General features: G+C 52.3%; 11 protein-coding genes and 4 pseudogenes. 4 read left to right on the plus strand and 11 right to left on the minus strand.

The genetic code is table 11. From position 1 onward, the window contains the following. Positions 1-68: 68 nt before the first annotated feature. Complete coding sequence (locus C492_RS22750) at positions 69-740, minus strand: nucleotidyltransferase domain-containing protein (protein WP_008423119.1); 672 nt, start codon at positions 738-740, stop codon at positions 69-71. 324 nt (positions 741-1064) lie between these two features. Here C492_RS22750 and C492_RS10220 point away from each other — a divergent pair, with 324 nt between their 5' ends. Continuing rightward, on the plus strand, positions 1065-2222 hold the full coding sequence (locus tag C492_RS10220) for a Fic family protein (RefSeq protein ID WP_008423121.1): 1158 nt from the start codon (positions 1065-1067) through the stop codon (positions 2220-2222). Positions 2223-2843: 621 nt separating this feature from the next. Here the strand turns inward: C492_RS10220 and C492_RS10225 are convergent. Next, positions 2844-3482: a hypothetical protein gene (locus C492_RS10225; protein WP_049892967.1), complete on the minus strand. Its 639-nt coding sequence runs from the start codon at positions 3480-3482 to the stop codon at positions 2844-2846. Between the two features lie 115 nt (positions 3483-3597). On the opposite strand from C492_RS10225, the gene C492_RS10230 reads away from it, so the two are divergent. Then, entirely contained in the window at positions 3598-4437 is an 840-nt protein-coding gene (locus C492_RS10230; protein ID WP_008423125.1) for a hypothetical protein, read from the plus strand. Between the two features lie 171 nt (positions 4438-4608). Here the strand turns inward: C492_RS10230 and C492_RS10235 are convergent. From C492_RS10235 to C492_RS10255, 6 genes and pseudogenes are all read right to left on the minus strand, one after another. Continuing rightward, positions 4609-4901, minus strand: a pseudogene (locus C492_RS10235) (hypothetical protein); the annotation flags it as partial. Between the two features lie 87 nt (positions 4902-4988). After that, positions 4989-5372, minus strand: coding sequence for a type II toxin-antitoxin system VapC family toxin (locus tag C492_RS10240; protein WP_008423128.1), 384 nt, complete (start codon positions 5370-5372; stop codon positions 4989-4991). 7 nt (positions 5373-5379) lie between these two features. Further along, positions 5380-5631 carry an AbrB/MazE/SpoVT family DNA-binding domain-containing protein gene (locus C492_RS22755; protein WP_083898825.1) on the minus strand — a complete coding sequence of 84 codons (252 nt, stop codon included), beginning with the start codon at positions 5629-5631 and terminating at the stop codon, positions 5380-5382. Between the two features lie 207 nt (positions 5632-5838). Further along, positions 5839-6882: pseudogene (locus tag C492_RS10250) on the minus strand (hypothetical protein); the annotation flags it as partial. 71 nt (positions 6883-6953) lie between these two features. After that, positions 6954-7112, minus strand: a pseudogene (locus tag C492_RS23670) (IS630 family transposase); the annotation flags it as partial. Continuing rightward, positions 7049-7246: a hypothetical protein gene (locus C492_RS10255; protein ID WP_008423135.1), complete on the minus strand. Its 198-nt coding sequence runs from the start codon at positions 7244-7246 to the stop codon at positions 7049-7051. The gene C492_RS10255 and the pseudogene C492_RS23670, both read right to left, overlap by 64 nt. Positions 7247-8206: 960 nt before the next feature. Between C492_RS10255 and C492_RS10260 the strand changes: the two are divergent. After that, positions 8207-9300 (plus strand): annotated as a pseudogene (locus C492_RS10260) (IS630 family transposase). Here the strand turns inward: C492_RS10260 and C492_RS25295 are convergent. From C492_RS25295 to C492_RS10275, 3 genes are all read right to left on the minus strand, one after another. Further along, on the minus strand, positions 9297-9455 hold the full coding sequence (locus C492_RS25295) for a hypothetical protein (protein ID WP_239643423.1): 159 nt from the start codon (positions 9453-9455) through the stop codon (positions 9297-9299). The pseudogene C492_RS10260 and the gene C492_RS25295 sit on opposite strands and share 4 nt — an antisense overlap. A gap of 184 nt (positions 9456-9639) precedes the next feature. Continuing rightward, complete coding sequence (locus C492_RS10270) at positions 9640-10410, minus strand: IclR family transcriptional regulator (protein WP_008423142.1); 771 nt, start codon at positions 10408-10410, stop codon at positions 9640-9642. Positions 10411-10889: 479 nt separating this feature from the next. After that, a complete protein-coding gene (locus C492_RS10275) occupies positions 10890-12593 on the minus strand; it encodes a thiamine pyrophosphate-requiring protein (protein WP_008423144.1) in 1704 nt (567 codons plus the stop codon). A gap of 283 nt (positions 12594-12876) precedes the next feature. Here C492_RS10275 and C492_RS10280 point away from each other — a divergent pair, with 283 nt between their 5' ends. Further along, entirely contained in the window at positions 12877-14334 is a 1458-nt protein-coding gene (locus C492_RS10280; RefSeq protein WP_008423145.1) for a YjiH family protein, read from the plus strand. Positions 14335-14407: the final 73 nt, after the last annotated feature.

Raw genomic sequence — 14407 nt, forward strand, 5'->3', positions numbered from 1 at the left:
GTCTCGAGTGACTGGCCACGAGTATCCTCGAGCGCTCTTTCAGCCGCTTCGAGCGTAGCGTCGACTCGCTATCGTCCATTGGTCAGCATCTCTGTTTTGAGGTCGCTTAACGATCCTGTATCGTATAGCGTCAGTCCGTCCGCGAATATATCTTGGAGACGGTCTGCTTGGCGTTCGACCGACTTAGTGGATTCAACCAGTATTTCGAAGGCGTATCGGTCACCATCGAATCGTTGACTGCCCAGCTCTTGGGCAAGTTCGTGAGCTCGCTTCTGATTGGTTGCCCGGTTCGTACCAACTAAGACGAAAGAGTCGATGTCACTCTGTCGGTCTGCATTCCCTCGAGCGACGCTTCCAAAGAGCAGGATTCCCGTTACGTCCTCGAGTACTTCGAGAATTTTCTCTTGGAGGCTGCGGACGGGGTCTCGAAACTCTTCTTGTGGGACTCGAAGGATTGGGTCATCGGGCCTAGTGAGTCGATTGCGATTGATCTGAACGAGTTTCTTTCCACCTTCGGTTGTGGTAGTTATCAGTCCAACAGACTCGAGGTCCTCAACGGCGAGTGAAATGCTTCGGTGTGGACGGTCAATTGCACGTCCGAGATCGCGAATTCCAAACGATGAATGCGGGGTATCCGTCAAGAGGGAGAGAATTGGACCACAGGCACTGTATCTGAAAATGTCCTCGTTTGGAACTGGGACTGGGAGGGAGACAGAATTGTGGCTACTATTGTTATCCATAGATAGCGAGAGTATCCATAGAGCAAAGTAGATTGTGGTGGGTGTTGCTGCTCTGTTCGATGGTCACTAAATTCGGACTCGAACTCATAAGAGCGCGTCAGGACCGCGACCAACCGACGTAGCCAGTGGCGTTCTGCGGCGATATACAGTTAACCGCCGTCGCGGTCTAATCAATTATCTGATCAATTCACGTTTGGAGGGGATCCGGGACGTGTTGTCCAAACTTCCCATCTCGTATTTTGAGTGGGGGCCGTCTCAAATACTAGTAATCAAATCGGTTTAAGAGCGATATGATTAACAGGACGGAGTTCGTGGTATAGTCAAATGCAGACTCGAGACCTTCCGGAAGAGGCACCCGGGCACTATCGCGAGTCTCATCCACACCCATATTACATTCCGGACAAACTCCCCCTCTCGACACGGATTGATGTCGACGACGAACTCACGGAGCTTATCGCCGATGCCTCCTTTCAGCTCGGCCGAATCGACGGTATCAGTCCAACCGTCGATTTCTCACCGGTTCTCTACACGTCCCTCGTCCGACTCGAAGCAGTCGAGACCGCCGAAATAGAAGGGGCCGACGTTGACGTGGACGAAGTATACGCTCATCACACGCGGACCAGTGGAGATGAGAACGTCGATGTGAGTCGGGACTTGCAGGAGGTCCTGAATGCCGAACGCGCCCTTCAAAAAGGATTTAACGCGATCAAACAGGGAGAGCCGATAACGCTCGAACTCCTTCAGTCGCTCCACGAGTTGCTCCTCGAAAACGTTCGAAACGAAGGTGAGGTTGTCGGAGAATGGCGGACAACTGATGTCCACCTTCCTTCTCCGTACGCCAGTCAACCTCCGTTCGTTCCCCCGCCGAACCAATCGGTTTCCGAGCTTATGGACTCTCTGGAGGCGTATATCCAGATGGGCGGCCAGTATCACCTGCTCGTTGATCTCGCGATTACGCATTATCAGTTCGAGACGGTTCATCCCTGTGAGGACGGGAATGGCCGGCTTGGCCGCATTCTCATCGTATTACAGCTCTGCGCTGAAGGATATCTGAGCGAGCCGTATCTCTATCCGAGTGCCTACTTCAATCGTAACAAGCAGGAATACGTCGAGAAGATGCGCGCTGTGAGCGAAACCGGGAACTGGCGCGACTGGATCACATTTTTCATCGAAGGAATCGAGGTACAGGCGCGAGACTCGTACGAGCGAACACAGAAGCTGATGGAACTTCGGCGTGGCTACGAACAGCGGTATCCCCAGCAGAAAACGAGTCATCGCCTTGCGCGGGGTGTCTTTAATATGCCATACTTCACTGCCAACGATGTCCAGGACGAGTTCGATGTCAGTCGACAAACCGCGTATAATGCTATCAAGGAGTTAGTTTCCGACGGTGTTCTCGTTGAGACGACTGGCAACCAGCGGAATCAAGAGTACAAAGCGATCGATATTTTTGACATTCTCGAGAGAAGTCCGGATCACTAGCTCGGATATCGTGGTTCAAAACTGCACACGATCCCTTCGCTTGGAGCAATTATCTCGAATTGAGGCGCTAAAACCCCGTCCTTTAGGGCGGGGATACAGCGACGCACGTTTCTCAAACGCCTGAATCGGAAGGCTTAGGTGCCCCACAGGCGTATATCTGCCCGTCGACGCGACGGACTCCTGTCGCGTCTCGGCACCCCACAAACTGGCAGTTGACTCGGTGTTTGCCTCATCAAACAAGTAAGCCCGTGGGATGAAGACCGACAGTAACCAACCAGATAACTCCGAGTCACAAGCGTGAGAGGAGTAACGGATGCGTGGCACCTCCACCGGTTCGTCGGGCCGGAAANGTCACAAGCGTGAGAGGAGTAACGGATGCGTGGCACCTCCACCGGTTCGTCGGGCCGGAAACCAGAAATCTCCCAACGAACCGCCCGTTAGTGGGCGTGGGAAGCCCCGCCGTTTACGGCGGGGAGGATGTCACCCACTCACAATTTTCGCTTGAGGACCTGTGCTAGCTGGTTCTCGAGTTCGGCTACAGAATTTTGATCTCGCTCTCGGCTTGCTCCTCGAGTAACGCTGTCTCGCGTTGCAGGTCGTAGACGACGAGCAGCCAGAAGATCAGAAGAGTTCGTCGAGAGGCCGGTCTGCACCGGCTTCGGTCTCGACGTCTTCATCCGACTCAATAGGGGGAGCATCGAAGAGCCGGTCGCCACCGCGTTCTCGGGCAGCGAGCGTGTCCTCGATAATGGCCTCAGTTTCGTCGTCTATCTCGGGGATTTTGAGGGCTTCACTAACGTCTTCTGGTAGTTCTGGTCGCGGCGCATTCTGATGCCGTTCAATTTTCTCGGTCAGATAGAGATTTTCCTGTAGGGCACGCAGAACCGGGACGTACCGGAGGTAGCTGTACTCATCTAAGAGGGTGATCCCGTAACTGGTGAACCCCCAGAACTCCCGTGGCTCGTTGCGCTCGGTCTCATCTCCACGATATTTGTACTTCGCCATCACCTGCTTATCTGCAAGCCGGTCAAGATGTTCCCGGATAGTAGAGCGATTCTTGGGCACGAGGTATTCGAGCTCGTCGAGTGTCGCCAGGTACGTTGGATGCCCAAGCACGGCTTGGATGATGTGGTAGCGGGTTTCCTGCGTGAGGAATTGGTGTGCCCGTCGCTGTTTCTCGATCGGCATGACGTTATCACCGCCAAATGGGTCCGTCTCGTCGCCGACCGAATTTCCTGAACCCCCCGCACTATTACTCATACGTGTCTATTCCGTCTCCATTCACGTAACTGTTCGGGACAGGCAAGTTGGGAAAGCAGCTGCTTTCCCAACTTGAACATGAACGATTAAGACGAACACTTCTGTAGACAGTAGTATGAGTGGCCCCCGCGTTCCACGCAATTCATACGCCATCTACCGGGCTGTCAACCGTATTTTCGAAGGAATTAGCGCCCCACCACAGGGGGACTACCACGAAGTCGTCCGCTACATGAACGAAGAACTCCCCCGGTTCGAGCAAGCAAATAGTAGCTACCTGGTTCTTGGAAGCTACCGCGGCGCGTACGGACGACGCCTTCGAGAGTTCACTAACTGCCTCAACATGCCAACGAACGCCGAATCGATCGTTCTCGGGGATACGATCAACTTGGATACGACGGTTGTCCCCGAATTCGGCATCAAGATCAACCTCCTCGGTGAGGCAGCAGATTACATCGCTGGTGTCTATGAGAAGGAAAGCGGTGGTGAGAGCCCGGAACTCGGGGTTGTCAGAGCACTCTTTGTGAATAAGACCTTCGTGTTCCCGCGCGACTATACCGGCCTCACCCGCGATAGTCTGAAGACACGAGAAGACGTCATCCAAGCTGCTCTCGCGGTGTACTACGCCGACTTCAATCATATTGATAGTGAGCAGAGAGTTGCCGAGAAGAAGAAAGAGGAAATCGCATCACTGCTGACAGTCGCGCAAGAGGAAGGCATCGACATCAGCGAGCGAGAACTCACCGACCTCATCAAAGAGCGTCAAAGCGACATTGATGAGCCGCCCGCCGAATATAGCTGGGTCCATCTGAGCTTCTTCAAACGGTTTGAAGCGATGACCCAGTGCCACCCTTGGGCGACGATGACCGAACTGCGAGATCATGCTGATGAGATGCCGGGGTCAGAACGTCCGCGATGGGAAACTGAATTTGATGTAGGGATGTTCTGCGACGAGTAGCCGCATTCACGGATTACGTGCCTTTCTGATCGTAGGAGCGAATGATCAGTCTTCGTCGACCGCTGTCGAGGACGCGACGTCGTCGGTCACGTACTAGTCTCTCTCGCGCCGCTCGATAATCGTTTCTGATACGCTGCTCAAGTTTGTGGTCTGTTCTTTCTAAACAATAGATCAGAGTTTCCGTTTGAGGACCTGTGCTAGCTGGTTCTCAAGTTCGGCGGCCTGCAGAATCTTGATCTCGCTTTCGGTCTGTTCCTCGAGTGACGCAGTCTCTCGTTTGAGATCCTGAACCACGAGCAGTCCGTTCCAGCCGGACCCGAAGTACTCCTTGTCGTCGCGCCCAAAGACGTACACCTCGTTGAGACGCAAGAGGCGAGATACTCGAGTGTCTCCTTGATCCCGCGTCGGATTGTATCCTCGTTGGTCTTCTTGACTTCGACAGTTATGTACTCGTGATTGCGGTCGAACAGCTACTGGCGAAGCCACAACAGTCCGGCCCTCCTTAGCTGGCGCCTGCAGCGTCACTGCTCGCCCGTTCTTCCACAATTTTCCTACGTATCACACTCTGTTTCTTCTATTGCGATTCGATTGACTGTGACATCGTCGAATGCTTTGTCTGAGGAAATGATCGGATCCTCATCTGCATAGGCGACGTGATATGCATCAAACGCAGTGAGTCCATTTTGTTCCATGTAGTCTGCGGCTTGGAACAGAATATCTTCGTCTTCAGCAATAGATGCAATTTCGAGTGCGTAGGTGAGTGCCTCCATTCGATCAAATTCGAATCGATCAGAGATCATAAGAAGTTCAAGGAGCGTCGCCCGCGAAGTATAGATCTCTCCTTCGTTTTCGACCGCAATTGTCGCTGCACGCTCTTGGAGCCAATCGTCGTCTTTCACGAGCGCGATAAAGAAGTCTGTGTCAGCGTAGATCATTCGGCTGCTACTCACTCACTTCGTTGATGGCGTTTTCTTGAGCCGACTCGCGCGACTCTCGTTTGATTTCTTCGATCGATTTCTCATCGAAGGCATCACCGACAGCATCGCGAAGCCCTTCGATAGGATCTTCTTTGAGTGGGATAAGCTCAATCCGATCTTTGAGTTCGACGACTCGATATCGATCACCGTGTTTCTCCCTGATTTCGTGAGGAATAACGATTCGCCCTCGGTCGTCAGCCTCTGCCGTTTTGCTCATCGTATCCTCTACTACCGCGGGAACAGCCAAAAATATTCCCACTGTTATTGCTAGATTCCCCTGATTTGCCCTCGAAGATGTTTATAGCATCCTCAGCCAAGGATTCCCGTAGTATACTCCTCCTGGCGGTGTCACAGGCAGTTTGAGGCGAATATCTTGAACCATGAAGACGAGAGGACATTCGTTATTCCCGAGGCAGCCATCGAATCACAATTTTCGTTTGAGGACCTGTGCTAGCTGGTCCTCGAGTTCGGCGGCCTGTAGTATCTCGATCTCGCTCTCGGCCTGTTCCTCAAGCGACGCCGTCTCTCTTTTGAGATCTTGAACCACGAGCAGTCCGTTCCACCCAGTGCCGAAGTACTCCTCAGTATCGCGTCCAAAGACGTACTCCTCGTTGAGACGCAAAAAGGCGAGATACTCGAGTGTCTCCTTGATCCCGCGCCGAATCGTGTCCTCGTTGGTGCTATTCTTCACCTCGACGATCAAGTACTCCTGATCGCCGTCCTCGGAGATAATCTCGAGGACGATTACGTCCGGTCGTCCAGTTTGGTGCTGGTACTCTTTATCGAAGTAGTTGCCAGCGACCTCCTTGGCGACACGCTGTACCNCGAGGACGATTACGTCCGGTCGTCCAGTTTGGTGCTGGTACTCTTTATCGAAGTAGTTGCCAGCGACCTCCTTGGCGACACGCTGTACCTTCTTGGTTCGGGATTGGCTGTCCGCATCTTCGTCGGGAACCGCAGTAAACGACAGACTCTGATCCCGCCCGGAGTTGTCGTGGTAGAGGACGATCTCTTGGTCTCCTTCGAATCGGGCCACTTCCTGGCGTTTAGAGGCTATTGTCCGGAACTGGGGTGTGCTCTCGCGGAGTTCTTCGATCGTCGCGATGAACCGAAAGAGCACAAACAGTTCGAACAGTGAATCCGTATCGTCCGGCGCGATTGCAGTCTGTTCGAGTAACTGGCGGATCGAATTGGCGTCGCCATCGAACAATCGCTGGCGCGTTCGAAGCAGAGAGGCTGCCGTACGATACACCTCCTGGCGAGAGTTCGCGGCCGTCGTGAGCATCCGTTCGGTCGGCTCGTAGGTATCAGGCTCGCGGATCCGGCGAACGTGGACGTTGCGTTCGACGATGCGCTGGAGTTCGTCGATCAGGTCGTCGCTGCCTTTCCAGGTCTGGGCGACCCAGTCGTAGTCTCCACGAAGGTACTCCTCTGCCTCTCGAATCGTCCGGTGGATGATTGAGATGACGGGTTCTCCAGACGCACTGCCTTTGGATAGTGATCGAACCTGTACACTAGCCTGATCAGCTATAGTAGTCGTTAGAAATAGTTGCTCGCTTTTGGAATAGGGGGTTGATCAAGAGTGGTATCGATCGCTGTTGTCAGTTCAGCAAGCGAATCAAAGAATCGGTTGCTCAGTGCTGATTGTAGCTGTCTCCAGCATTCTTCGACTGAATTGAGTTCCGGCGTTGGTAACGTGTCGGCAGTTCGATCTGCGTGACGCCGCTTTTGTACACAGTTGCGACTAACAGCCGTTGTATTGGCTTCTTTCCCTCGATGCTGTTGAGTGTCTCGTGAAGTTCTTCGACGGAGATCTCGTCGAGATCCTCCATTACAAGAATTGACAGTCTATGGGCGGAAAATTCTAACGGTTACTACAGTTCATAGTTCTCTTATCGTGTGGTTTTCACTAGAAATGTTTTTCCCATGAGAACCTCCGTAGATCGGTGCTGATCACTATCTCTGGGTCAATGACTGTAAAGGCATGGCTTGTCAATGTCATCAATGAACATCTCTAGTTCCTCAACTAGGTAGCCAAGCAAGTCCTCGTAGACAGTATTTCGTTGTTACAACTGGATGTTTTTACTACCGTACTCTTGTAAATCAGCTAGCGCTCCATAAACGCATATGACTTCAACCAGTCGTGCACTATACTAATACGGGATGAAGTAATCTCTTGAGTGGGTTTTGTCGATTCAAGAGAGCACTACCTATGAATTGCGGGTACACGCTTCTAATAGATTCATCAGAAAAAAGGGTACTTCATCGCCTGAAATGGTTATAGCCCAAATCTGAACGGTCTTTCCGGTATAACTCAGGATATTCGTTAGAAGCGAATATCTATTCTACAGATGCGAATTGAGTTATGCAGCCACTCTTCTCTATACTTCTGCGGTTAAACGACGATGCTGTCTCCTTGCCTAACCAAGATGAGTCATGAGTGCTGTTTTCTACAAGATTCGCAGGTTGAAGATTGACATCCGGCGGTTTCTTAGTCACCTAGAGCCGCGTTCATAACTCGTTCCGACGGGCTCTCTTGGCCACAAGAAGTAAACACCTGGTGTGTCGCGCCTGCCTACGTTAAGGGATTGATTCGGCCAAGTAGTTACAAAACGCTCCATGGTATCAGGAAACGACTCGACATCAACGAACACAAAATTCGCAGATTCATCGGTGAGAGTCCTTGGAAACACAAAGCTGTCCAAGATCACCTCAACGAACATATGGCAGAGACGATCGCATCGCCTTTAGTGCTTAGGGAAAGTTATGAAGGTAGACTCTTCACTGAGCGTATGTCTGGAGGTCGCTACAAAGAGATCGTCCGTCACCTCAGTGAGGACGATCTCGATCGACTCCTGTCGGAGTCGACCGACGAGAAACTCACTGAGCGGCTCATTTTCCTCAAACGAATCTACAAGGGAGCGACATTGGAGGACGCTGCCAACGACATCGGCAGGCCCTCCGCCACAGGAACGCGCTGGGCTCGCCGATGAAACAAGGGCGGTCTCGGACTCCTCATCCGAACTTCGGGGGCGGCAGACCCCGGAAGCTCGACGAGGAGCAACGAGAATACCTCCGTGAACTGCTTCGTGACGGCCAGCCGTGGAAGAAACAGGAGATACAGCACCTCATCAACGAGGAACTCGACGTCACATTTCATCCCGTCTACCTCACGATCTTCCTTGATGACTTCGGTCTTTCATACGCAATACCCCGGATAAAACGCCCATCACGCCCGGAAAACGCCGAAGAGATTCTCGACGAACGCGTCCTTGATGCGTTCGACGAGGACTCGAGCAACGATCTTCACAACAAACAAGTCGAAGATGACGAAAAAGGATGGGTCGTTAATCCGGAAATTTGTACCGTCCTTGGATTTCTCGATACGTCTCATCCGCAACCATGGAATAACTCGTAGCGGCTGTACACTGTAGATGGTTCACACATCACCCGACCGCTGGTGAAGTTAGATGAACCAGCGGTCGGGTTCTACGCTCTCTCTGGTGAGAGCATTCTCCAGTTTCTGGCAAATCAAGAGAAGGAACAGATCTGTGCGTGTCTCGAAGGGGTCCGCAAGCAGAATCCGCTGGCCCGGATTCTGCTCGTCTTGGATAACTTTTCCTCGCACGTATGCAAGTACACGCGTAAGCGAGCCCATCAACTCGGCATCGACTTCGTGTTTCTCTCGGTTGGCTCACCGGACCTCAATCCGATCGAGCAGGTCTGGAAGAGCCTCAAATGGGAAGCATCGCCGTTGATTATGGAGAGCGCGGTATTCTGCCGCGCTCTCCTCACCAAGCGCTTTGAGCAACTGATGACACGGCTAAGTTTCGCGGCCTCTTTGATCGACGATCATCACAGCGGACACCTTCAGAAGTTACGCTAAGCACTATATTGGGCGATGCGATCGTTGAGGATATTGATGTCCTTAAAGACGGCCACAATAGCGTCAGCGTCAAACCACAGTATGCTGGCTCGCTTGGCAAAGCCACTTCCTGCCAAGTTGGCCTCGATTGCGTCCTCGCCGTCCCAGGTGATCACTACAACGCCGATTAACTCACCTGGCCGCTTGGTTGTGAAATCTATCTCCCACAAAACTAGACGACAAATGATAAGTTTGAGGAGCGCCGCCGTGACTGTGGCGTTCCTCAAGGCCCCCCATTCCGGACAAAACCACAGATCGCCCTTGAATTACTCCTACGTGCATGAGGAACGACAGAGGAGATCACGAGTATGTCTGGTTGAGTTCAATGATGTTCGCTACGTGACGGAGCTGTGGCAGGATATTCTTCTGAATTTGCTCTTCGTCCATTCGACTGATCGGTCCAGATACGCTGATTGCACTGGAGATTCGATCATTCTGGAAGATCGGTACTGCAACGCAGTGTAATCCTTTGATACGCTCTTCCCGATCATATGCTACTTCGTTTTGTCGAATCTCTTCAAGTTCGTCAAGCAATGTTTCTCGGTCGGTGATTGTCTGATCCGTTTTCGGTGGCAGACCATGTCGATTGATGATTTTATTTCGCCATTCCGGTGAGAGGTGGGCGAGGATAGTCTTGCCGAGCGCCGTCGTATGTAAGTGAATGCACTGGCCACTGTAGGAATCGATATTGACTGCGTCTGGACCGCGCTCTCGAACGAGAAACGTTCCAAGGCCATTCTCTTCTACAAGAAGATTGACCAGTTCCCCCGTTTCTTCAGCAACGGTCCTCAGTTCTGGTTTCGCTACGCGGTATAGGCCCTTTTTCTGCCGAGCATACGCGCCCAGATCGAGGAATCGCAGGCCGAGTTCGTATTTCTGGCCATCGCTAACGATATATCCCTCATGCTCGAGGGTTTTGAGATAGTTGTACGTGCTACTCTTAGGGAGATCAAGATGATTGGCGATTGTCGTCACCGTTGCGCCGTCGAGTGTCTTCAGCGCCTCGATAATTCTAAATGTAGTTTGAGCCGTTTTCACGAGTGTTTCCGGATTAGTGTTGTCGTCTCCCATCGTATATGATGAACTATTCGCCATGCACTAATAGTTATTCGCCTTTGATAGCCATCTCACCCAACTGGCCGGTTTGAATGGTAAACACTGCTGTCTCTTGCTCTCAATATCTACAAATCGTAAAAGCTGAGGCTAGTGAGCATGCGAAAATAGGTGTGGGACATAGTACAAACAGATCGTCCACATTCTAGTATTACTAAAGGTATTGATGAGGATAAACTCGTTACTTGCTTCGTGCTGGAGGTCTAACAGTGATTTACGAATACGGTGATTATCGGTGTGTTCAGAGTGCGCAGTACCCTGACACATGGGATACCGTCCTAATCAAGTTCCAAGGGCGTTGTGACACCATAACACGCCGCCCGGAACATGGTTAATAATAGAAGGTTCGTGAGCAGGGAATGCCTCGTTGGCAGAGAAAAACAGAAAGGCAATCATTGCTGTATCAATCAGAATCTGTAGTGCCACTCGGGAAGCAGTTACTCGTCAAGGCGGACATCGAGAACGGCGTTGGTGCCGTTATCGACAGCGTCGACAGCCTCGTTAAGAGCCTCTGAGACGACCCCGATATCATCTATAGCACGCGTATACCCGTCGCTCATCGTCGCAATGCGTGAGAAATCGACGCTACGGCCGTAGGACCCTTCCGGGACACCGTCCATGGCGGACGCGCCGTTGCCGTGTTGGCTGCGTGTTGCCTCGCGGACTGCCTCCCAACTCTCGTTATTGTAGATAACGGTGAGCGTCGGTGCGATTGCGTTCTCTGCGGTGATAATGCTCGATGCGGGATTACTAAAGAGGTATCCGCCGTCCCCAATAAGGGAAATGACACGGCTCTCAGGGGAAGCGAGCTTTGCACCGATGCCAGCAGGAACAGCCCAGCCGAGACCAGCACCGCCGCGCCAGAAATACGACCCTGGCTCAGAGAGTGGAATTTGGTGGAGCGTCGCTTGCCGATTTGTGACAACGCCCTCCATTACGATAGTGTCTTCATCCACATACTTGCTGATCTCGTTTGAGAGGACGGTTGGCGTCAGCCGGTCGTCAGCGCGGTCGGAATTAACACGGTCAGAAGCTGTCTCAATGCGCTCGCGGTGCATCTCGCGCCAGACCGTATTGTCAGCACCCTCATCAATCTGGCCGGTGACGGCTTGAATCGTCTCACTAGGATCGGCCATTACGGTATGATCGACTGTAAACGGCCAATGCGGATATGCGGCCTTGGTTGGGTCCGTATCGATCTGAACGACATTGAGATCTGACGGAACATCCGTTTCTGAGGGGACCCATGGGACGTCGGTTTCGAGGAGGAGAAGGAGATCAGCGTGTGCGAGCGCTTCCGTTGCATCAAAGCCGACGTGCAAGTCGTGGTCGCGTGGGAAGCAGAGTGCAGATGGTATGTGTTCAACGACACCCGCGCCTGCTGTCTCTGCGAACGATACGAGAGTATCAACGCTGTCCGTGCCAAGAGAGTTGCTGGTGATAACGAGCGGACGGTCAGCCTCTTCAATTTGGTCCGTGAGGTCTGCGACTGTCTCTCGATCCGCACCTGTGGGGCGTGTCTGTCGGACAGTTCCTATCTCCTGCGTTGGTTTAGGCACAGGCGACTCAAAGGCCTCGCGGCCGAACGAGAGGTAGGTCGGACCGGGCGGCGTTGAGGCCGCACGTTCAAGCCCGCGGCGGACGACTTCTCGGGGGTCAGCGGGCGGTTGGTATTCGTTCGTCCATCGACAATATTCCGAGACGATACTCGTTTGGTCGAATACATCTTGGAAGTAGTGAATGGGATGGTCGCGGCCGCCGAGGCCGGCAGCATCGGAAACCGGTGAAAGGCCTGCCATCACAAATATCGGGACGTTCGCACGATGAGCGTTGTGCATCGCTGCACCGAGATTCTGAGTTCCGACATCCACGTGGACAAGGACGGCCTGTGGATCTCCGGTTACTGCTGCGTAGCCATGCGCAGCTGAGAGTGCAACGTACTCGTGAGGACAAGGGATGAACTCAGGGAACGAATCCTCTTCTCTGTCGTCCCGGAGGCGTGCAGCTGCTTCGATGAGCGGTGTATGGTCGGTCCCGAAGTTTGCAAAGATGTAGTCTACGCCGTTGTCACGAAGGGTGCAGAGTACAGACTCAGCTACTGTGCTATCGCTACCGTCGCTGAGGTCGGCTGTGTGCGTCATGTTGATCAGTCAGGTTCAGGGGGCTGATGCTCGCTCTCGCGAGGTATCTCCACATTTGGAAAGGGACTATATAACCATTAGGGACAAGGAGTCATGATTAGAGCATTACATTGTCGGGGGCTGAAAAGACAATAAGCCTGGAACAGGTGGTGGTTCCTCAACTCTTCTCAATCATTGATCAAATTACCACCTCACCCCTGCTCGGCTGCTTCCTTCACGCTAATGTTGACATCCTTTCCGAACTAGAGATGGATTTATATACTATAGTACGAAATCGATTCATATGGTTGATGGACAATCATGGGGGTCGTCGGACCACCAACAGGACTCGAACCTAGAGAATCCAACGACAATCCAAGATATCGAATTAACTGGATTCGAACTGCTTCCTGCACTCCGATTCCTATTTGCGTTCGGTCTCGGCATGTTCTTCTTCCTTGTTCCAGTCACATGGAACGGACAAATCACAGTCCCGTTCGATGTCGTAGCTAGCGCAATTTCCACAAGATTCCCCACCTTAGTCGGAGCTGTAGGTATTGCAATTCTCGCACTCGGTGCCGGCATGTCGATAGTAGCTGAATTCTACCGGCGTGGCAAGCTCTCAATGACCGATGAGACGGCAGCTCGGATTAACCTCCAATACTGGGAAACCTCACCACTGTTCTTTGCACTCCGCGTTTCAGGATTATTTGTCGGTAGTATCCTGTTCCTCAATCTCGGCCCAAGTGTCATTCACAAACCAAACGTTGGGGGTCTTGTTTGGAACACAATCCTCCTAAGTATCGTAGTTATCATCCCACTCGGTGCCGTCTTTGTGAATCTCCTCGTCGAACTCGGAGGCCTCGAATTCATCGGCACGCTTGCACGTCCATTTATGCGTCCACTTTTCAACTTGCCTGGTCGGGCAGCCCTTGACTCATTGGCCTCATGGATCGGTGCATTCACCGTCGGCTACTATGTCACGTACAATGTTTTCCACCGCGGCGGATATCACAAACGAGACGTCTTTATCATCGCCACTTGTTTCGCCCCAGTTAGTATCGGGTTCGTTGGCGTCGTTGTATCAACGCTTGAGTTGCTAGATATATTCCCGCTTATCCTCCTCTCATGGATAATCGCGACAGTCGTAACAGGCTCTATTCTGGTCCGAATTCCGCCATTGAATAGCGTTCCAGCGGAGTATATTGCCGAACCCGATCCAGAAACCGTATTTACTGGGTCTCCTCTTGAATACGTCCACTTCGCCTTTAGCCAGGCGATGGACGAGGCTGAGGATGGGAAGGTAATCACGACTGCAATTCAAGGCCTCATTGACGGGTTTAAAGTAATTGCAGTTATCCTCGGGACGGTCGTTACCATCAGTACAGGAACTCTGCTTCTTATCGATCAAACTAATATATTCCAACTTATATCAACACCAATCGCACCAGTGCTCTCCGTTCTTGGAGTTCCAAATGCGTCGTTGGCTGCATCTGCAATCCTCATTAGCGGCGTTGAACAGATCTCGGCTGCCGCGGTTGTCGCTAATTCGGACACACTTACTCGGTTTTTTGTTGCAGTAGTGTCCATTTCGCAAATCATTTTCTTCGCTGCGTCAGCACCGATGATGGTCGACATGTTCAAACAAATCCCCATCCGATTCCGTGATCTCGTTGTCATCTTCTGCCTACGGACAGCCGTGCTGATTCCGATTGCTGCAGCCCTCATGCATGGCTTCAATATGCTTGGACTTCTCTCCTGATACCGGCTCTTTCTTCCAGGGATAGTAATCCATGATTGTACAATGGCTCCACTCAGGAAGGTTAACGGGGATC

The sequence above is a fragment of the Natronococcus jeotgali DSM 18795 genome (assembly GCF_000337695.1).
GTDB classification, from domain to species: Archaea; Halobacteriota; Halobacteria; order Halobacteriales; family Natrialbaceae; genus Natronococcus; species Natronococcus jeotgali.

Excerpts from the sequence above, each read along its gene's own strand:
- C492_RS22750 (WP_008423119.1), bottom strand. The coding sequence starts at position 740 with ATGGATAACAATAGTAGCCACAATTCTGTCTCCCTCCCAGTCCCAGTT.
- C492_RS10220 (WP_008423121.1), top strand. The coding sequence starts at position 1,065 with ATGCAGACTCGAGACCTTCCGGAAGAGGCACCCGGGCACTATCGCGAG.
- C492_RS10225 (WP_049892967.1), bottom strand. The coding sequence starts at position 3,482 with ATGAGTAATAGTGCGGGGGGTTCAGGAAATTCGGTCGGCGACGAGACG.
- C492_RS10230 (WP_008423125.1), top strand. The coding sequence starts at position 3,598 with ATGAGTGGCCCCCGCGTTCCACGCAATTCATACGCCATCTACCGGGCT.
- C492_RS10240 (WP_008423128.1), bottom strand. The coding sequence starts at position 5,372 with ATGATCTACGCTGACACAGACTTCTTTATCGCGCTCGTGAAAGACGAC.
- C492_RS22755 (WP_083898825.1), bottom strand. The coding sequence starts at position 5,631 with ATGAGCAAAACGGCAGAGGCTGACGACCGAGGGCGAATCGTTATTCCT.
- C492_RS10255 (WP_008423135.1), bottom strand. The coding sequence starts at position 7,246 with ATGGAGGATCTCGACGAGATCTCCGTCGAAGAACTTCACGAGACACTC.
- C492_RS10270 (WP_008423142.1), bottom strand. The coding sequence starts at position 10,410 with ATGGGAGACGACAACACTAATCCGGAAACACTCGTGAAAACGGCTCAA.
- C492_RS10275 (WP_008423144.1), bottom strand. The coding sequence starts at position 12,593 with ATGACGCACACAGCCGACCTCAGCGACGGTAGCGATAGCACAGTAGCT.
- C492_RS10280 (WP_008423145.1), top strand. The coding sequence starts at position 12,877 with ATGGTTGATGGACAATCATGGGGGTCGTCGGACCACCAACAGGACTCG.